This window comes from Pedobacter sp. (genome assembly GCF_035317785.1).
GTDB lineage: Bacteria > Bacteroidota > Bacteroidia > Sphingobacteriales > Sphingobacteriaceae > Pedobacter.
The window spans coordinates 1-19,488 of sequence record NZ_DATHGC010000117.1 but is presented as its reverse complement, the minus strand read 5'-3'; the positions used below and the strand labels follow the sequence as shown (position 1 = coordinate 19,488).

The following is a 19,488-nucleotide window of genomic DNA, read 5'->3' as shown; positions in this document are numbered from 1 at the left end:
TTTGATCCCCAGATAAACACCTTTGGCAGTCGTCGGCGCAGGATTTCCGGCACCGCCCAGTGACTCAGGAACACCCGTTACATGTGTAGTCTCCATACGGATATATTCCATATCCCTGGTATTGGTCCCCACATCCTCTGCTGTAATGAATTCGCCGTTCAGGTTTTTGATAAACCGGCCATAACTTCTCATCATGGCTTCAGATTTTCCCTTGCGGGAATCGCCGATGATCACTGCATTTCCGCCGCCAAGGTTGATCCCTGTAATGGCAGATTTATAGGTCATGGCCCTGCTCAGCCTCAACACATCTTCAAGCGCTTCGGCCTCCGTAGCATAATTCCACATCCGGGTACCACCGATAGCCGGGCCCAGTGTTGTATCGTGAATAGCAATAATTGCTTTTAAACCGGTGTCCGGGTCATTACAAAAAATAACCTTTTTATGACCTGAGGCACCTATTTGATCTAAAACTGAATTCACAACTGAGCTATTTGCCGACATATTATTTTGTTTATCAGATATGCCGCAAAACTAGCATAAAAAAAGCAGTATTTACATTGTTTTAACCAAAGTGTTTAAAAAAATTATCATCATTTGGTTAACTTTACCTGCTCATGAAACACCTTCGTTTTTTAAACAAGTACTTTTATAAATACAAATGGTGGATTATTCCAGGGATTTTCTTTGTGATCATCTCCAATATTTTTGGCGTAGTACCGGCGCAGGTGATCGGCCATGCATTCAACCTGATCACTGAAAATATCGAGATCTACCGCTTGTTTGAAGGATTTGAGCGCCGGGATATCATTTACGACATCTTCAGCAACAGCCTGTTCTATTTCGGTCTGATCGTTCTTGTGCTTTACCTGTTCAGGGGTTTGTTCCTGTTCTTCATGCGGCAAACCATCATCCTAATGTCCAGGCATATTGAGTTTGACATGAAGAATGAGATCTATGCCCATTATCAAAAACTAAGCCTTGGTTTTTACAGGCGCAACAATACCGGGGACCTCATGAACAGAGCCACGGAAGATGTAAACCGCGTACGCATGTACGTTGGGCCGGCAATTATGTACGCCATAAATACTGCCATTTTATTTGTACTCGTTATTTATGCGATGTTTTCGGTAAACAGCACTTTGGCTTTATTTTGTTTACTGCCATTGCCTGTACTGGTGATCATCATTTATTTTGTGAATACGATGATCAACCAGAAAAGTGAGCAGATCCAGGAGCAGTTGTCCAAACTCTCCAGCTTTGTACAGGAACGTTTTTCAGGGATCAGGGTCATCAAATCCTATGTACGGGAGGCCCATACCAAGGAAGTATTTGCTTCCGAGAGCCAGGGTTATAAACAGAATGCCATGAGCCTGGTAAAGGTGCAGGCGCTATTCTATCCGACAATGGTCCTGCTCGTTGGACTGAGCACCATACTTACGGTATATGTGGGCGGCAGACAGGTGATCAGCGGGTCTATCACTCCGGGAAACATTGCTGAGTTCATCGTGTATGTAAACCAGCTCACGTTTCCTGTTTCCATGTTAGGCTGGGTCACCACACTGATCCAAAGGGCTTCCGCCTCTCAAAAAAGGATCAATGAGTTTTTGCAGCTCAAGTCTGACATCACGTCAACAGACAACCATACCGTACCGCTTAAAGGCAATATCAGATTTGAAAATGTAAGCTTTACCTATCCGGACACAGGCATTGAAGCCATCAGGGACGTCAGCTTCGAGATTGAAAAAGGACAATTCGTAGCGATCATCGGCAGAACAGGCTCCGGAAAGTCCACGCTGGCAAACCTGATCATGCGCATGTACGATGTTGACGGCGGCATGGTAAAGATTGACGATACCCCTATAAGAACCCTTAACCTGCAGCATTACAGAGACCAAATAGGATTTGTACCCCAGGAAGTTTTCCTTTTTTCCGATACCATCAAAAACAACATCGCATTTGGTCTGGATAATGTTACCCATGAAGAAGTTGAAACCGCTTCAAAAAATGCCGCTGTTTATCAAAATATTGTCGATTTCGAGCATAAATTTGAAACCATGCTCGGTGAACGCGGCATCACACTTTCTGGTGGACAAAAACAAAGGGTCTCTATAGCCAGAGCATTGATAAAGGAACCCAAAATACTCATTTTCGACGATTGCCTGTCGGCAGTTGATACCCGGACGGAAGAAGAAATACTCAACAATCTGGGCAGGCTGATGCATGGCAAGACCAGTATCCTGATTGCGCACCGGATCTCGACCATTAAAAATGCAGACAAGATCCTTGTACTCGACGAAGGCAGGATCATAGAACAGGGAACTCATAGTGAATTGCTTGGTCAGGATGGTGCCTATGCAGAAATGTACCAGAACCAGCTGCTGGAGGAGGAAAACCAGTCTGTTTAATTTTCTATTTTGAACTTTAACAATTATTGCTTTATATTTACCCAAGCAACCAAAACCAAGAGCTAAAGCAACCATGGGAGAATTTGACAACAAAGAGAGAGAAGAGGTTTTTTCAAAGAAAGTAAGGGCTGGTAAAAGAACTTATTTTTTTGATGTAAAGGCCACCAGATCAGGAGATTACTACCTAACCTTGACCGAAAGTAAGAAAAGACTTGAAGACGGGGTTTTCGTGAAACACAAGATCTTTTTATATAAGGAGGATTTTGAGAAATTTGCCGAAGGCTTAAATGAAACGGTTGATTACATTAAAAACCACCAGGAAGTAGTTGAAAAACGTTATGAGTACTCAGAGAACCACGAAGGAGTACCGAGCAGAGTTCAAAGCGACGATTTTTCATTCTAAGATCTCCTAAACATGAAATAAAGAATCCCCCCTTTATCAGATAAAGGGGGGATTTTTATAGTTTCTTTTTTTACGTTACTGACTCTTGCTCAGTAACGCTGACAAGGCCTGCAGCCGGTCGGTATTGATAAAATCCATATCATAAGCTTTAAGCCTTTTCCATACTGCCTCGTTATCCGGCACAGCCCAGATCCTGCATTTTTTCCCGTCTTTGTGCACAGCGCTGATAAAAAGTTCCACTTTTTTCCATTGTTCATCTGTAACCACATCCCTGGTGTTCCAGCCGGTCACATTGGCAAATGATTCACTCACCACCGGCATTTCATCAGTGGTATATCCGCCGCCAATGTCTTTTGGCCGGCCATCTACACCCATGATCCTCCCAGGCATTTTAAGTGTGTATAACAGGTCCTTTCCGCTCAGGTAGACCTTAAAATTTGGATTATTGATGAATTCCGGATATTTGGAGATCTGCTCATGCAACTTTTGATAGGTAGTTGCTGCATCACTCTTCAGGTCGATCATCAGGTAAAACACACCCTGATAACCCGGATAAACCTTATTTTTGTTTTTCTTTAAGATCTGCCGCAAAGGGTCCAGGTAAAGTTCTTTTAAGGTAATACCTTTCAGGAGCTTTGGATAATTGTGGGAAACGTAGAGTTCATCGCCAATCAGATAGACATCAGCTTCCACACTCGTAAAACCGAAACTCAGCGCATCCAAAAGCGGGCGTTTGTGCTCATAATCATTGTGTGCATGTGCATTTACCAGAGGCTTTACCTGGGCAAACACGCTGGTGCCCAGTAAACAGGCAATTGTCAGGATCAATAGTGACCGCATAAAATTGTTCTTAGTGATCACAAAAATAACGCTATTATTCCCATTACCAAATGAGATGCATTAAGTCTGTGTTATTATTCATATCAGCTCCATGACGGCTTCATAACGGGTCCATAACGGGTTCGCCTCGGCTAAACCCGTTTAAAAGCCGCAATAGAGCAGTTATGAAATTAATATGCAGCCCCTATGGATATCAGAGCAAACAGATGTCAGTTGTATACTGCAATACGGTGGGTATGGAGTCTGTAGGCGCTCGTACCCGACTGCCCGGCCTCCTGAAAGCTGATCACTTTTGAGGATTGCAGAGGCATGTGACAATCTATGCAATTGGTCTTTACCATGGCATTGGCCAGAGTCTTTTCTTTGTGCTTTATGGTCGCATGACAGGAAATACATTTTTTTGAATAAAGCGTGATACCCTCCTGCGCAGTTTCATGCGGATTGTGGCAGGTACCGCAATCCATACTGGTACTTTTAATAAAGCATTTGCTCCCTGCAAGCATCTGGATCTGGTTTCCGTGAACATCCGGTTCCGGCTCTGCGGAAATCCCGGGCGCATGTCCATAGTAATCATTTAGGTCCTCGCCCGGTTTATAGCCAAAAGTAGATTTCAATTCTTCCTGGGCTGCTCCCGAATGACAGATCGCGCAGGCATCCAGCTTTTGTTTGCGGGTCAGCGACTTGTATAGTACCACGTACTTTGCCTGCTGCACTTCAGGATTTTTGAGGTGAAACTCCACATGCATCCCTGCAGGGCCATGGCAGCGTTCACAATCTATTCCATAGACCAGGGATTTTTTGACCAGCTTTTCCTCCACTGCAAGCGCAGAGATCTGTTCGGTCGTATGCTGTATATATGAACTGTGACATTCCAGGCACTTTACACCGATCGACCTGCTGAAGTGGACTTTGTCTGTGGGAAAACCCGGACTGTTCGCCCAGTCGTTGATCACTCTGAAATAGGACAAGGGCAACTGATTGAGCCCGGACCCGTTCCAGGCGCCATAGGTATAAGAATTTTTCCCGGAGCCTATCGCGATATTAAAAGGCCTTGCCATCCTTTCTTTACCGTCCAGATAGGCAACCTGGTATAGCATGCCTTTTCTTTTTTCAATCGCGACTTTCAAACGTTTGTTAAATTTGTAACTATCTGAACGCGGCATCATTTGTTTTAAGTGATCAGCACCTGATACCGGAGACGAGGTAAGCGTATGCCGGTCATCAAGATAATTTGTGTAGATCTTCTGATGACACTGCTTGCAGCTCTCTGCCCCCGCAATGCTTGCTGCAGTCGCCTTCAAGTCCTTGTCTGAGTCCATACATTGAGACAAAAAGATGACCAGGACCGTTATCACGCCAAATGCCAGCAATAAACGTCCTTTACCTTTCATCATTGAGTCTTAGTATACAGCTATGCGGTGGTTGTGCAGCATATAGGGTGTCACGTCTTTTTGAGCGGCCTGCTGGAAACTGATCAGCTGAGAAGGCTGCAAAGGCATATGGCAATCTATGCAATTGGTCTTTACCATAGCATTGGCCAGGGTCTTTTCAGAATGAGATATGGTGGCATGACAGGAAATACATTTTTTTGAATAGACCGTCAACCCCTCCTTTTTTGATTCGTGCGGACTGTGGCAGGTGCCGCAATCCATAGTCTTACTTTGGATAAAGCACTGGCTTTTTTCCATCAGATGTACCTGGTTTCCGTGGACGTCCGGTTCTGTGGCTTCATAAGCTGGGTTGCCAGGAAGGTAATAATTTGAAAGGTCCTCGCCCGGTTTGTAGCTGAAGGTTGGCTGGAGTTTGTGCTGGGAATTTCCTGAATGACATACCGCACAGGCATCAATTTTCTGTTTCCTGGTCAGGGACTTGTAAAGTACCATGTATTTGGATTGTTTCTCTTCAGGATTTTTGATATGAAATTCGACGTGTTGTCCGGCAGACCCATGACAGCGTTCACAATCTATGCCGTAGATCAGCGATTTTTCTTCCATTTTCAGCCCGGTAGAAAGCCCACCGCTTTGCGTGGCGGTATATTCAAGGTTAGAGCTGTGGCATTCAAAACACCGGGGTTCTATCAGCTGTGAGTAGTAGGGTCTGTCTTTTGGAAACTTGGGACTGTTTACCCAGTTATTTGCCACTCTCAGGTAGGATAATGGCAATTGGTAAAGTATTTTTCCAGTCCAGGAGCCATAGGTATACACGTTTTTACCGGAGCCGAGGGCTATGTCAAAACGCCTGGCCATGCCTTCCTCGCCGTCAAAATAAGCTACCTGATACATGCCGTCTTTTCTTTTTTCTACTGCGACCTTTAGGTGCTCAGTAAAGGGATAAAAATCAGATATGGGCGTGTCCCCCTTCACAATGTCATCGTCCTTTACAGGCCGGGATGTAATGGAATGCGTGTCATGAAGATAATTGTCATATACCTTCTGATGGCATTGCTTACAGGTTGCAGCGCCTGCGCGGGTTGTCTCGGTTGCTGTGAGCTTTGGCTCGGAGTCCATACATTGAGAAAAAGTGATCACCAGTACTGTTATAACGCTTAGTATGAGGAGTAAACGTCCTTTACCTTTCATAATTCAATTGTAGCTTTTAATATTCGACAAACTGAATATAGCTAAAATTGAAGTAACCTGTATCCGCCAGTATCCTTAAAACCTGCTTTCCTGCCTTAAATGGAATGTTTCTAAGCTCCATAGGCTGGAACATTTTTAATCCGCCGGTGTTTGGAAGCCGGATTTCCTTAGCTGCAGTCTTTCCGTTTACACTTACTGAGATCTTTCCCTCGTCGTCATTTGAAGCGATGCTTAGCTTAAGTGTATAATTCCCTGCTTTTTTTACATCGACTGTGTATTGCAGCCATTCTCCGGGCTCTATGCTGTTTACATAATAGGTTTCATATTTCAGCGAATCTTTGCTGATGTCTACACCGTCGTTTCTGTAAACCCGGCCTTTGTTGCCTGCGCCGCGCTGGCCGGTTGACACATGGTAATCGGCTGTATCTCTGTCAAAATAAGCGATGCCGTTTCGGCCAAGATCATAATCTACTGCATTTATTATGGCATTATTTCTAATGATATGCTGCTTAAAAGGTTTGGTTTCAGCAGAAAAAGGCTGACGCATCATGGCATCGAGTACGTCGCGGTGAATAATGGTGCTCTCCAGTTTGGTATAGGCCGCAAGTTCCATCAGGCCGCTGTAAGCATTGCTTTCCTTTGGTTTGCTGCCTTTGCCGTTTATATAGCGGACTACATCATTATAGTTCGGGTTGGACCTGATTTCCATTGGGTTGTTGGCGCCGACCTTTTTCAAAGGCCACCAGGCCCAACCTATGTTGTTGCTTTCAAACAGGCGGATCGCCTCTGTAAACCACACATTGGAATTTTCACCGGTTTCGCCCAGCCAGACTGGGATATTGTACTGGTCACGCATTTTTACCATATTGCCTGCCGAGGCAGGATCGTTATGGCTCCAGTATTTGTGGAAGCTGAGCACCATATTGTCATCCCAGGCGGGTAAAATGCCGTTATAGTTATTGCCCCAGCCATTGCCTTCAATGATGATGATGTGTTTTTTGTCTACTTCACGGATGGCCCTGGTGATGTCGGCCATTAGTTTTTTCAGAGGAACATTGCCCTTTTCTTTTGTACCGTTCTTGTCTCCGGCAAGGTCCTGAAAGCCCCAGTTGGGTTCATTGATGATGTCATAAGCACCTATCCATGGTTCATTGGCATACCGTTCGGCCAGTTTTTTCCACAGGGCTATGGTCTTTTGCTGGTTGGCCTCACTTTCCCACAGCGATGGTTTGGAAGGGTCCCGGTCTGAGATGTTGAGGTCACTTCCCTGACCGCCGGGTGCGGCATGGAGGTCCAGTATCAGGTACATTTTGTTGGCTTTGCACCAGGCCAGCAGGCTGTCCGTTAGTGCAAAACCTTTGTCCAGCCAGGTGTTTTCGCCTGCCACGGGTTCTTTATCAACAGGAAGTGTATACAAGTTAAAATGCATCGGTAGCCTGATGGAGTTGAAACCCCAGGCCTTCATGGAGTCTACATCAATCTTGCGGGTATGATTGGCCAGCCACAGGTCGTAAAACTCCTGTGTCTGCCGCTCGCCCATCAGGTCGACTATTCTCTCCCTGATGCGGTATTGCTGGCCTTCATTTTGAATTTTGAGCATGTACCCTTCCTGCAGCATCCATCCGCCCAGTCCGATACCTCTGAGCAATACATTCTCGTTTTTCTCATTAACAATTCTTTTTCCCTCAGCTTTTAAAAAGCCCTGTCCCTGGGTTTGGGCAGCTGACAAGAGCAGGATGGCCAGTATGGAAAAGATGATTTCAGCTATTTTAATGCGCATGTTCTGATGTTTAAAAAATATAAGTTGCTACCGATCCTTTGTCCAGAGTAGCTACCGCGGTTTTTCCGCCGAGGCTAATGTTGAAGGTTTGCTTTTCTTTTGAGGTATTGGCTACGATTAAGACCTTTTTGCCCCCGGGGGTTTTGAAGGCTACGTTTGGAAGCCCTTTCAGCTCATTTGAAGCGATACGCACTGAACCGGGACGTACAAATTTGGATGCATGGGCAATGGAATAATAGGCCAGATTTCGGGTGTAGCTGTCCCCGCTGATCGTCACTGCTCCCTGGCACATCGGGCAGCCGCCCCTGTCAGTAAATGGTTTATTTTCCGGATCTGCTGCCAGGTTCCATTCCAAAACATTACGGCTCCAGTTCCGGGTCGCACCGATGATCAGTCTGCGGATCGGGTTGATGATGTTGATCTCCTTGTTGTTGGGATTTTCTACCACCATTTGCTCGGTAAAGTAAATGTGCTTGTCAGGATGCGCATTGTGTACATCGGTCAGGGCTTCTATGCTTCCGCCATACAGGTGAAAGCCTGATCCGTCGATGTATTTATTGGCTTCGGGATCATCAAGAATGCTGATCGGATAATCTGGTCTGTCAGCATTGTGATCGTATAAGATGATCTTGGTATCTATACCTGCCTTTTTAAAAGCGGGACCAAGATTCTTTTTGATAAATGTGGCCTGGTCGGGTGCGACCATCAGCAGGCTCGGGTTATTGCCCGGATGTAATGGCTCGTTCTGAACGGTAATGGCATCTATGCGGATGCCTTCTTTCTTCATTTGCTGCACATATTTTACAAAATATATGGCATAAGACTCATAATATTCCGGTTTCAGTTGCCCGCCCCTGGCATCGTAGGCGGTTTTCATCCATAAAGGCGGCGACCATGGAGAGCCCAGGATCTTGATCTTTGGGTTGATGGCCAGGATCTCTTTCATGACCGGGATGACATCGGCACGGTCCGGTCCTAAGTCAAATTTAGCCTGTTCCAGGTCTTGCTGGCCTTCAGGAAGGTCATTGTAAGAGAATACTTTTTCATTGAGGTCTGAGGCGCCTATGGACAACCTGATATAGCTTACGCCGATGTTATTGCCATCGGTAGCAAACAGTTCTTTTAAAAGCTTTGCCCTTGCGGCTGCGCCCATTTTTATGATGTGCTGCGCACTGCCCCCTGTCAGCGAATAGCCAAAGCCGTCGATGGACTGAAAGCTTTCTTTTTCGTTGATCAGTATGGTGGGATAGGTATTGCTTTCTTTGGCGTATTCTATGTTGTCTTGTTTTGCAAACAAAGCAGAACGGTCCAGCTTGGTTAGCCAAAGGCCAATGTCATTTTGGGCATATGCAGTCCCGGTCGAAAAAACTGACAATATGCCCAAAAGAGCGGCTATGTTTTTTAGTTTCATCAGCGCTTGTTTATTGAATGATAAAGGTTGAAATAGAATGCGGCAAGCTCTTGGTCTCGGCTGCCTCCCCATTTATCCAAATATAGTAAGGAATTTCATCTTTCGTCTTATTCATTACGATGATGGCAAGTCTACCGTCTTTGTTGAGGAATGCGGTCGAAAGCAGCTTGTCCCTGTTGGATGAACTGGCTATACGACGTGCTCCGGGGCGCACAAATCTGGAAAAATGACCGAGGTAATAATAGGAATTGGTATAGATCAGTTTACCGGTTTTGGAATCTGCGTGAATGGGCGCAAAGCAAAAGTTACCGACGTGGTTTGGCCCGCCTTTGTCGTCCAGCAGCATGTTCCAGTCGGTCCATGCGGTAACGCCGCTATTGAAATCATTGATCAGGGAATAGCCGTACCGCTCGCCCAGAGACCAGTTATTTACACTGTCGAGGTTAAATTTCTCTACGCATCCTTCGGTGAGCATCAGGTTTTTGTCTGGAAAAGCTTCGTGAACAAGTTTTACGTTGTTGAAAAGCATGTCACTACCCGTCCAGGTCTCGTACCAATGGTAGCCGATGCCCCAAATGTATTTGGCTGCTTCTTTGTCTTTGAGCAGGGTACCTGATCTTTGAAAGATCTGGTCTCTGTTGTGGTCCCAGGCGATCAATTTTTTGTCGGCCATCCCATTTTTATGTAATGTCGGTCCTAAGTATTCTTTTATGAAATCACGCTCCTCTTCGGCGGTAAAGATGCAGGATTCCCATCTTTGTGTGGCCATGGGTTCGTTTTGTACGGTAAGACCCCAGATGGGAATGCCCAAGGCTTCGTAAGTTTTGATAAAGCGGATGTAATAATCGGCCCATGCCTGTCTGAATTCAGGCAATAGCTTACCGCCATGGAGCATCTCCTTGTTGGTCTTCATAAAGGCCGGCGGACTCCAGGGGCTGACAAACAGCGGCAGAGCGCCGCCTGCCGCTGCGATTGCCTTTTTGAGGAGCGGTATTCTGTAAGTCTGATCATGCGCTACATCGAAAGTCTTTAATGCGGCATCATTTTCTTTGATATAGGTATAGCTTTCGCTGGAAAAATCACTGCTGTGAATGGTCGTGCGGCCAAGTGTATAGCCGATCCCATTTTCTTTATCATAATAAGCTTTCAGGAATTCATCCTGTGCAGCTTTGGGCATTTTACCAAAGGTTTCTGCGGTGGCGTCGGTTATGGTTCCGCCGATGCCAGTCACAAATTGAAATTTAATTTCAGGATCTACAAAAATGCAAACCTGTGTTTCGAGAGGTTGTTTTAAGGGTTTAAAGGTCAATATTCCTGATTTGCTCAGGCGCAGCTCCGAATTGGCTGCTGTGGTATAAATGGTACTGGTTTTGCCGGACTGGGCTATAACTGAGAGCTGACCTAGCGAAAGTGCGGCAAAAAGCACTCCTGTTAATCTGATTTTTGAAATGAGCTTGATATTAAACATAATATGCGTTGGTATGTTTGGTTTGGTCTGCATGTTGTTTTATGATGAGCCGTCATTGCGAGGCACGAAGCAATCTCCGTAAAGAATGAAGATTACTTCAGCCTGCCCTGAACTTGTTTCATGGGTGCCTCGCAATGACGAACAGATCACATCGTTATCATTATAGTATTATCATTATTTAGTTCCGCCCCACTCTTTGCTTTGAACAATTTTTGTATTGTTCAGTTCTGCGTTGGGAATTGGCAGTGTTTCATTCTTATTTACTTTAAATCCTTTGAAGCCAAGTTTAGCAGGCGCAAGTCCCCAGCGAACCAAGTCGAACCAGCGCTGCCCCTCTGCTGCCAATTCAATGCGGCGCTCTTTCATGATGTTATCCATTGTTACTGCTACCGGATTTAGGCCTACACGTGCCCGGACAGCGTTTAATGTGATGTAAGCACGGCTTCCAGCTCCGGTGGCTCCGCCGCTTTTTAGCAATGCTTCTGATTCCATCAGGTATGTATCTGCAAGACGGATATCATACAGGTTATACGGAAAGTTTAACTCCAGCTGACCAATATTTGCTTTGGTAGACTGTCTTCCTGCATATTTTTCTACAAAATACCCGGTGTTATCATTTGCATGCTTATAGGTTACAATGCCTGCTTTTTCGAGACTGTCCAGGTTTGCTACCGTAGACTTATTCCGCGGATCAAAATGGATCAGGTCAAAGAATTCCTGGGTAAAAGGCATTACACTCCATCCCGATACATAATCCGGTGCCTGGGCTGGAATTTTGGCTACATAGTTTCTTGGGCCGGACATAATACCAGCTACATTGCCTTCGCCGCTGCCCACAGTTCCCCAGGCCATATTGGATGTACTGTTATAAGAGATTTCCAATATCGATTCGCTGTTGAATTTATTGGCAAGCTTAAAGAGGTCAGCAAAGTTATCCATTAGCTTATACCCGTATTTGCTGGCGGCGAGTCCCGGTGTCGTTCCGTTGACCTCCTGAAATTCGGCTGCTGCTTCCGCATATTTTTGCTGCCACAGGTATATTTTGCCCAATAATGCATGCGCAGCTCCCTGTGTCATTCTTCCGCCTTCTGTATTTCTCGGCACGGTCAGCGGCAGATCCGGCGTGACCAATTTAAGATCTGCTTCGATCTGCTGATAAACATCTCCCGGCGGCACTTGCTCTATATTATACCATTGACTTGGCTCCACAGGTTGCAGGATCAACGGGATGTTTTTGAATATTCTGACCAGGTCGAAATAAAAGTACGCGCGCAGCATCTTCACTTCTGCGATATACCTTTTTTTCAGGTTTGCATCCATCGTGATCCCTTCTACTTTTGATAAAAAGGTATTTGCACGGTAAACGCCTGTAAAGCCTTTAGACCACAAATGTGAAGGAGCGCCGGATAGGGAATTGACCGTGTAATTGTTCATGGCCTGAAGGTCACCAAGATCTGAAGGAGAGTCACCGCCAGCAAAGTGATCGTCCGATCCTGATGCAAATATATTGAGTCTGGTCAGGTATCCGCTCGACTGGTTTCCGACCATGTCATATACCGATACCATACTGTTAAAAGCTTGTTCCGGAGTCTCATAATAATTGGATTCCAGAATCCGCTCGCGGGGATTTGTTTCAAGATCTTTTTTGCACGATCCTAAAAGCTGTGCGCCTGCGAGAAGCGCAATGATATATTTTATGCTATTTTTCATACTAGTGCTTATTAAAATCCAACATTAAGGCCAATCATGAATGAGCGTGCCTGAGGATAAATCCCCTTATCAATACCGAATACAGTCCCACCGATTTCCGGATCAAAACCAGTATATTTTGTAATGGTAAACAAGTTTTCGCTCATCACATATACCCGAATCTTTTGGGCTCCGATCTTCTGCGTAACATTTTTTGGAATATTGTATCCGACCTGAAGTGTTTTCAACCTGAAATAATCACCTTTCTCCAGGTACCGTCTTGTAAAGTTGGTATTGTTCTTATTGTCGTCTTTTTCGACCACTCTAGGCATGGTTGATGAAGGATTTGACGGTGTCCACCTGTTCAAAATATCAGTTTGCCAGTTCGCAAATGTTACGTCCAGACGTCGCAGTCCCTGGAAGATCATGTTTCCTCCTGCCCCGCTGCCAAATGCCACAAAGTCAAAGTTTTTGTAACCCAGGTTTAAAGTCAGTCCGTAGGTATATTTAGGAAGCGGAGTCCCCAGATATGTCCTGTCTCCTGCCTCTATCTGATCGTTGCCGTTCAGGTTCGCAAATTTTACATCGCCTGGTTTAGCATTTGGCTGAAGCTTAGCGCCGGACGGGCTCAAATAACTATCCACCTCAGCCTGAGTCTGGAAGATTCCAAGAGTTTCATAGCCATAAAACTCATTAAATGACCTTCCCAGTCCTGTTCTGGTGATGTTGCCCATTCCCTGGAAAGTCTGCGCCTCATCTTCAATAAAGGTTTTACCGATATCAAGCTTGGTGATCTTATTTTTAAGGAACGAGACGTTACCGTTTAAATTGAAATCAACTTCACCAAGTTTTTTACGGTAGCCCAGTTCGATCTCCAGACCACTGTTCTCCATGTCACCAATGTTTTGTGCCGGTGCGCCCGCATATCCCAGATATTGCGGGATAAACGGATATTGAAGGATACCTACGGTTTTCTTTTTATAGACCTCAAAGGCCAGGGTGAAATCTGTCAGTACAGTTGCATCAAAACCAATATTGGTAGACCTGGTTTCTTCCCATTTCAGACCCGGATTTGATGGAGCTGCAGGGCTCCAGCCAATGGAACTGACATCTCCCGTTCCGAAGGTATAGTCTCTGCCGCTGTTTACCAGTGCCACATATCTAAAGTCATCTATCTGGTCATTACCGGTTACTCCGTAGCCGCCACGCAGTTTTAAGAAATTGACGACTTTGTTTTCTTTCCAGAAGCCTTCGTTGCTTGGCACCCATCCCAGGGAGAAGGAAGGATAATATCCAAACTTATTGTCCGGACCGAATCTTGAAGAACCGTCCCTTCTGATGATACCTGTGAAAAGGTATTTTTCCTCATAGTCATATGATATACGTGAAAACAGGGAGTTTACCTTGTGAACGGTATAATCCCTTCCGTCTACTGAGCGGTCTGTTGCCAGGGGAAGGTAGTTTAGGTTCGCTTCTTCAAAGCTGGTCGCGATCACATTGTTGTAGGTGACGTTCATCTCCTTATTGTTCTCATCGAGATAGAAACCCTGACCAATAAGGGCCGTAAGGTTGTGCGGACCGAATTTCTTGCTATAGCTTAGCGTGTTTTCAAAATTATAGTTCAGTGCATTCCTCCACCTTCTTACAAACGAGTTCTTTGTCCTGTTATTTGAAGAGTTGAAATAAGCCAGCGGATTGAATGCATCATCGCCCCAGAATGCAATTTTTGTACCCAGAGTCGACCTGAATGTCAAATCAGCAATTGGTTTAATTTCCGCGAATGCATTACCTACGATATTGTGGTCCCATGCATAGTTGCCGATTCTGGTTTGTATGTATGCCAGGGGATTGATCAGTTCCTGCCCTACCCAGGGAGATAATCCGTAAAAATTACCATTGGGATCTTTTACCGCATTTGGTGTTGTGTACGGCGCTTTTGACGCAACATCCGGATTTGTAACAATCGTCGGCGTAGTTGGATCGAGCCCTATGGCCGAGCTCAGCGGACCGCCAAATTCATTATTGGTATTGCCCAGACTGCTGTTCACTGAATGGCTGTAACCAAGGTTCTGGCCCAGTGTGATCCATTTGGCCAGTTTATGCGTAGAGTTTAATCTGATGTTTGCCCTGTTCCATTTGGAGATTTCACTGGCAACAATCCCATCCTGTGCGATGTAACCAAAGGAAGTGTAAAATGTGGACTTGTCTCCCCCTCCTGAAATACTGAATTCATGTGTCTGTCTGCGTGCATCATCGTTAAAGATAGTCGATTGCCAGTCGGTACCATCTCCAAGAGAAGAAGGGTCAGCAAAAGGAACAGCAGCATTAGGATTGGTATTTAAAGATGCTTCATTCCTGATCATTGCGTAGTCTCTTGCATTTAACAGATCTAATTTTTTAGCAGCAGATGAAGTACCGTAAAAACCGTTATAATTCACCTGAAGAACACCGGCTTTACCGCGCTTCGTTGTGACAAGAATAACGCCGTTTGCCGCCCTTGCTCCATAGATTGCCTGTGACGCTGCATCCTTAAGTACCTCGATTGATTCTATATCGGATTGATTTAAATAGCCTATACCGCCATTGTCCACAATCACCCCGTCGACTACCCATAGTGGATTATTGTTACCATCTCTGGCAAAAGAAGTGAAACCACGGATCCGCACTGTGGACGCACTGCCCGGCTGTCCATTATTGGCAGCAATGGTCAATCCTGAAGTCCTGCCCTGTAGCGCCTGTTCTATCCTGTTAATCGGCATGGTCTCGAGATCCTTGGCCTTTACGCTTGATATAGATCCGGTCACCAGGCTCTTCTTTTGCGTACCGTAACCGACCACTACTACTTCCCCAAGTGCCTGGGAATCCTCGGTCAGCGCGATCGTAAACGGGCCGGCTGATGTAACTGTAATCGTTTGCGGGACCATGCCCAATTGGGTGATGGCTAACTTTGCTCCAGAAGGGGCTGCGATTGTAAAATTTCCGGTAGCATCTGTTGATGTTCCTGCGCTGGTACCTTGTACCTTAATGGTCACTCCGGGTAACGGAGATCCATTCTGATCTGTCACCTTTCCTTTTACATTGATGTTCTGTGCTTGCAGCGCAACAGGAAAAATCAGCAAACAGGAGATGAGAAAAATAAACGTAATTTTTTGGCTCATACGATTTGTTTTTGGTTAATATATTTGGTTAGCTCACTGTTACCTGGCGGTCACAGTATTTCCAAATCTATAAGCAGATTGGGGAATTGTAACATTTACCTACCCCTACACTGCCCCTACAAGAACCTGGAATTTGATTATTTTATACAATGCCTGATACTACATCACCACTACAGAGATTACTCAATCAGTTGATTTACAAATACTTAAAATATATCCGCCTACTCAGCACCGCGTGACACCTGAATCAGGAAATCGTAGAGATTGGTTTCAGACTGAATGTGGAGTTTTTTCCTCAGTCTGTACCTGCCGACCTCTACCGCCTTGATGGTGATGTTCATTAGCTGTGCGATCTCCTTAGTTGACAGGTTCATTTTGAGGTAAGCGCAAAGCTTGAGCTCATTTGGGGTAAGGTCAGGAAACTGGTCTTTGAGCTTATTAAAGAAATCGGTATTCACTGTATTGAAATGCATGGCAAAGTTTTCCCAATCCTGATCGCTCTTTTCTACATCGCGGATCAGCCGGATCAGGTGCCTGAAACTTGGTGAACTGTCATTGATGTCGTGGTTTTTGATCACCAATGAAATCACGTCTTTAATCTTGGCCAACACCTTACCCCTTTGCAGCAGGTGCATGGTCATGGTAGACAGCTCCCTGTTCTTATAATCGACATCAGATTCCAGCTTTTCATATTCCAGCCGTACGATCTCTTTTTCAGATCTGTCCATTTCCAGCTGATGGAGATAACTCAATCGTGCCTGTGCTAAAACGTGTTTTTTCTTTTGCCATTTGAAGAACTGATAGATGACCACCCCTAATAGGAAGACATAGCACATGTACATCCAGATGGTATCATACCACGCAGGTAAAATCTCAAACGAGTAGCTCTTTATTTCAGACTCATTGCCTACGCGGTTCCTGGCTTTTACCTTAAAAATATACTTCCCCGCAGGCAGATTGGTATAGTCTTTCTCGCTTTTCTGACTCCATGGCGACCAATCCCTGTCAAAACCCATTAGCTGATAGCTGTACTCGATATTTCCCAGCTGTTCAAATAATGTAGAGGAGTATTCAAAATGAAGAGAATTGAATTCATTATCGAGCTTTATTGCCGATTTAACCACTTCATGGTTCGCAACCTGACCGTCTTTTATAAAATATCCTCCAAAGATCAGGCTGTCCTTCTTACCCAATAACCTGATGTCACCGATTAACACGTCAGGTTTTGAAGAATTCTGAAGATATTTGCTATAATTCAGGTGATAGGCCCCCTTATTGGCCCCTATAAAAACGTTTTCATTATTAAGGGAGTAAATGTTTTCAAAGCCACCTACAACCTTTCCATCTAATTGGGGAAAAAACTGAACCGAATAGGGAAGTTTTTTGCCTGGCCGGTTAAAATCAAGTACGCCAACCCGCTTGCTAGATACAAACCAGATGTTCCCTTTATTGTCTTCCTTGAGGTACTGGAGATTCATGTCTTTAAATGCCGCGTACAGCATAGAAAAAACTTTAAACCTGTTGGTCTTCGGATCGTACTCGTAGACACCTTTTATGGTGGCGATTACAATTCTGTCTTTTATTTTGAAGAGATAATTGTATAAATGGGATGGGAGACCGTCCTTGTCTGCATATAAGGTATATTTGACTATTTTCTTCAGGTTCTGGGACAGCTGGATCTTATACACACCATGATAAGGATGTGAGGCCCAGAGATTGTTCTCGCCATCGAACGCAATGAACCTCAGCGATTCTGTATGACCTTGAATAACGCCGCCATTGTTAAAATTACTCCCATCAAAACTAATCTTCTGTAAGCCCACATAGGTGCCTGCGATGACATCATGTGCAGGAAATACACGGGAAACCGGTTCAAAGAGCCAGGTCCCCGGGATGTTGTAGATCTGACGTGCCTGGCTGCCCTCAACCACATAAAAACCGTCTTCATGCCCCATCAACAGCTGGTTGTTGAGTTCGTCAAGATTCCACACCTGTCCTTTTGAATTGCTTACCTCGGAAAACAATGCGTTCGACAAACTTACATCATGTTGTTTCGTATCCACATTGGTTACATAAAGTCCGTTTGAGGTTCCTATGTAGAGCTTTTCCTTAAAGATCCTTATGGCGTAACTGGTAATCTGCTTGTTTTTATCCGGAAAAACATTCTTTATGGCACTGTTGATGCCAACGTAATCAATACCGTCATCAAGCGCCAGCCAGAGGTTTTTGCTTTTATCTGTTATAAACGCCCTTACGTTGTTATTTTGCAAGCCATCCTTGTAGTTGTATTTCTGAATGAGTTTACCGGATTTGCTGATCATAATGACTCCTGCAGAGGTGGTACCGATGATGTAGTTGTCCTTATCGATCTGACTGGCACAATAGATCCTGTCATTATAGAAGACTTGGTCGAAATCAGTACGTTTAGGTGTAAGCTTACCGTTGTGCATCAAAAAAAGGCCGTTCTTTAGGGTAGAAACCAGCAGGGTATCTCCGTTGTAAGGCATTATGGAGGTAACTGCAGACTTACTGAATACCGGGTCATTACAATAATTTTTCCAGGTACCATTGTCGTAGATCATCAAACCATTGTGTCTCGATTCTGCGTAAAACTGATTATTGGCAGCTCCGGCAAATTTCCAGGAGGATTCAGGTTTGTATGCTTTTATTACCCCATCCTTATAAAAAAAGATAATGTTTGTTGATCTGAATAAAACGACATCATTCAGAATACAAACATTCCATATATCCGCAAATTTCCGGTATTTCTCAGGTATTAAAGGGACAATAGAATGGTATTCCAGGATGCCGTTCTTGCCAGGAAAGAAATATCCGGCCTCGTCCTGTCCGCCAACAAAGATCCTGTTCTTTGAATCTATTTCCACAGATCTTACAGAGGTAAGATTCGGGAGCCGGATGAGGTTCCAGAACTTTCCGTTAAATGTGAGCAGGCCTTCATTGTTCCCAAAATACAGGATACCATTCTTATCCTGGGCCACATCCCAGTTTTGGATACCTGCTTTATACCGGTCGTTGTTATAGTTGATGATCTGCGGAGTGGCTATTTGTCCCCGACTTTTATAGTGAACAAAACAGCACAGTAAACAAATATACAATAGGGCTCTTCTCATATCTGGCTGCAAACAAAAATCCCGCATTTTATGTGAGGACACAAAATACGGGATTTTTTAACAATAAATTACCTAAGCCCTAAAGCAGGTGTTTAATTCATGAAGCTGCCATCTCCTCTCCTCATCACTCCTCTGCCACCACGGCCCTGTGCCCCGCTCCATTTTTGGAGGTTCATACTAAGGCGAAGCATAAAATAGCGGCTGTTCGGGTTGGTTTTGGTATTGATGTAACCTCCATTAATTGGCTGTTCCTGGATCAGGAAGTTGTTCTGGTTAAGGATATCATAAGCCAGCAAGGTAATTTTCCCCCTGCGCTGAAATAACTCTTTCTCTACATAAAAGTTAATCACAAAGGGGTTTTTTGTCACATTCTGGGCTATTCCGCTTACAAAATTTTTGCTGGCATCATATCCAAAAATGTTGGTTTCCCACAAATAAAACCTTCCTTCAATATTTAAAGCAACCGTTTTGGTCGTAAAATCCTGGAAAGCCGGAATCGAATTGCTTGATGTAGTCACATTGTAAGAAATACTTGGGGCCACTTCAAACCAGTCGTTTGGTGTAAACCTTGGGCCAAATCTTTCATAAAAACTCTTCAGTGTGTTGACGTTCAGCACTTGCTTG

The 19,488-nt window shown here is 44.7% G+C and carries 13 protein-coding genes; 2 read left to right on the top strand and 11 right to left on the bottom strand.

The annotated features are described in order from the left end of the window. Positions 1-501 (bottom strand): Glu/Leu/Phe/Val dehydrogenase dimerization domain-containing protein (locus VK541_RS07160; RefSeq protein WP_324368362.1); only part of this gene is annotated, 501 nt, incomplete at its 3' end. Positions 502-614: 113 nt separating this feature from the next. Between VK541_RS07160 and VK541_RS07155 the strand changes: the two genes are divergently transcribed. Then, positions 615-2,405, top strand: a complete 1,791-nt coding sequence (locus VK541_RS07155) for an ABC transporter ATP-binding protein (RefSeq protein ID WP_324368360.1) — start codon at positions 615-617, stop codon at positions 2,403-2,405. A 73-nt stretch (positions 2,406-2,478) separates the two neighbouring features. Then, the gene (locus VK541_RS07150; RefSeq protein WP_285057235.1) at positions 2,479-2,808 is read left to right on the top strand and encodes a DUF3276 family protein; all 330 of its coding nucleotides are present in this window, start codon (positions 2,479-2,481) and stop codon (positions 2,806-2,808) included. Between the two features lie 75 nt (positions 2,809-2,883). Here the strand turns inward: VK541_RS07150 and VK541_RS07145 are convergent, their stop codons facing one another. From VK541_RS07145 to VK541_RS07100, 10 genes are all read right to left on the bottom strand, one after another. Further along, positions 2,884-3,648, bottom strand: a complete 765-nt coding sequence (locus VK541_RS07145) for a hypothetical protein (protein ID WP_324368356.1) — start codon at positions 3,646-3,648, stop codon at positions 2,884-2,886. 209 nt (positions 3,649-3,857) lie between these two features. After that, on the bottom strand, positions 3,858-5,042 hold the full coding sequence (locus VK541_RS07140; RefSeq protein ID WP_324368354.1) for a cytochrome c3 family protein: 1,185 nt from the start codon (positions 5,040-5,042) through the stop codon (positions 3,858-3,860). A 6-nt stretch (positions 5,043-5,048) separates the two neighbouring features. Continuing rightward, positions 5,049-6,227, bottom strand: coding sequence for a multiheme c-type cytochrome (locus VK541_RS07135; protein WP_324368352.1), 1,179 nt, complete (start codon positions 6,225-6,227; stop codon positions 5,049-5,051). 16 nt (positions 6,228-6,243) lie between these two features. Then, positions 6,244-8,007 (bottom strand): cellulase family glycosylhydrolase, encoded by a 1,764-nt coding sequence (locus VK541_RS07130; protein WP_324368350.1) that lies wholly within the window; start codon positions 8,005-8,007, stop codon positions 6,244-6,246. 10 nt (positions 8,008-8,017) lie between these two features. Further along, complete coding sequence (locus VK541_RS07125; protein WP_324368348.1) at positions 8,018-9,418, bottom strand: glycoside hydrolase family 30 protein; 1,401 nt, start codon at positions 9,416-9,418, stop codon at positions 8,018-8,020. 10 nt (positions 9,419-9,428) lie between these two features. Further along, a complete protein-coding gene (locus VK541_RS07120) occupies positions 9,429-10,886 on the bottom strand; it encodes a glycoside hydrolase family 30 protein (RefSeq protein WP_324368346.1) in 1,458 nt (485 codons plus the stop codon). Positions 10,887-11,060: 174 nt separating this feature from the next. Further along, complete coding sequence (locus VK541_RS07115) at positions 11,061-12,596, bottom strand: RagB/SusD family nutrient uptake outer membrane protein (RefSeq protein WP_324368344.1); 1,536 nt, start codon at positions 12,594-12,596, stop codon at positions 11,061-11,063. An 11-nt stretch (positions 12,597-12,607) separates the two neighbouring features. Beyond that, entirely contained in the window at positions 12,608-15,733 is a 3,126-nt protein-coding gene (locus VK541_RS07110; protein ID WP_324368342.1) for a TonB-dependent receptor, read from the bottom strand. Between the two features lie 221 nt (positions 15,734-15,954). After that, entirely contained in the window at positions 15,955-18,864 is a 2,910-nt protein-coding gene (locus VK541_RS07105; RefSeq protein WP_324368340.1) for a ligand-binding sensor domain-containing protein, read from the bottom strand. Between the two features lie 92 nt (positions 18,865-18,956). Next, a partial coding sequence (locus tag VK541_RS07100; RefSeq protein ID WP_324368338.1) for an outer membrane beta-barrel protein occupies positions 18,957-19,488 on the bottom strand: 532 nt, incomplete at its 5' end.

Bases quoted from the DNA above. Each gene is read 5' to 3' on its own strand.
- VK541_RS07155 (WP_324368360.1), top strand. From the start codon at position 615: ATGAAACACCTTCGTTTTTTAAACAAGTACTTTTATAAATACAAATGG.
- VK541_RS07140 (WP_324368354.1), bottom strand. From the start codon at position 5,042: ATGATGAAAGGTAAAGGACGTTTATTGCTGGCATTTGGCGTGATAACG.
- VK541_RS07145 (WP_324368356.1), bottom strand. From the start codon at position 3,648: ATGCGGTCACTATTGATCCTGACAATTGCCTGTTTACTGGGCACCAGC.
- VK541_RS07125 (WP_324368348.1), bottom strand. From the start codon at position 9,418: ATGAAACTAAAAAACATAGCCGCTCTTTTGGGCATATTGTCAGTTTTT.
- VK541_RS07120 (WP_324368346.1), bottom strand. From the start codon at position 10,886: ATGTTTAATATCAAGCTCATTTCAAAAATCAGATTAACAGGAGTGCTT.
- VK541_RS07150 (WP_285057235.1), top strand. From the start codon at position 2,479: ATGGGAGAATTTGACAACAAAGAGAGAGAAGAGGTTTTTTCAAAGAAA.
- VK541_RS07115 (WP_324368344.1), bottom strand. From the start codon at position 12,596: ATGAAAAATAGCATAAAATATATCATTGCGCTTCTCGCAGGCGCACAG.
- VK541_RS07110 (WP_324368342.1), bottom strand. From the start codon at position 15,733: ATGAGCCAAAAAATTACGTTTATTTTTCTCATCTCCTGTTTGCTGATT.
- VK541_RS07105 (WP_324368340.1), bottom strand. From the start codon at position 18,864: ATGAGAAGAGCCCTATTGTATATTTGTTTACTGTGCTGTTTTGTTCAC.
- VK541_RS07135 (WP_324368352.1), bottom strand. From the start codon at position 6,227: ATGAAAGGTAAAGGACGTTTACTCCTCATACTAAGCGTTATAACAGTA.
- VK541_RS07130 (WP_324368350.1), bottom strand. From the start codon at position 8,007: ATGCGCATTAAAATAGCTGAAATCATCTTTTCCATACTGGCCATCCTG.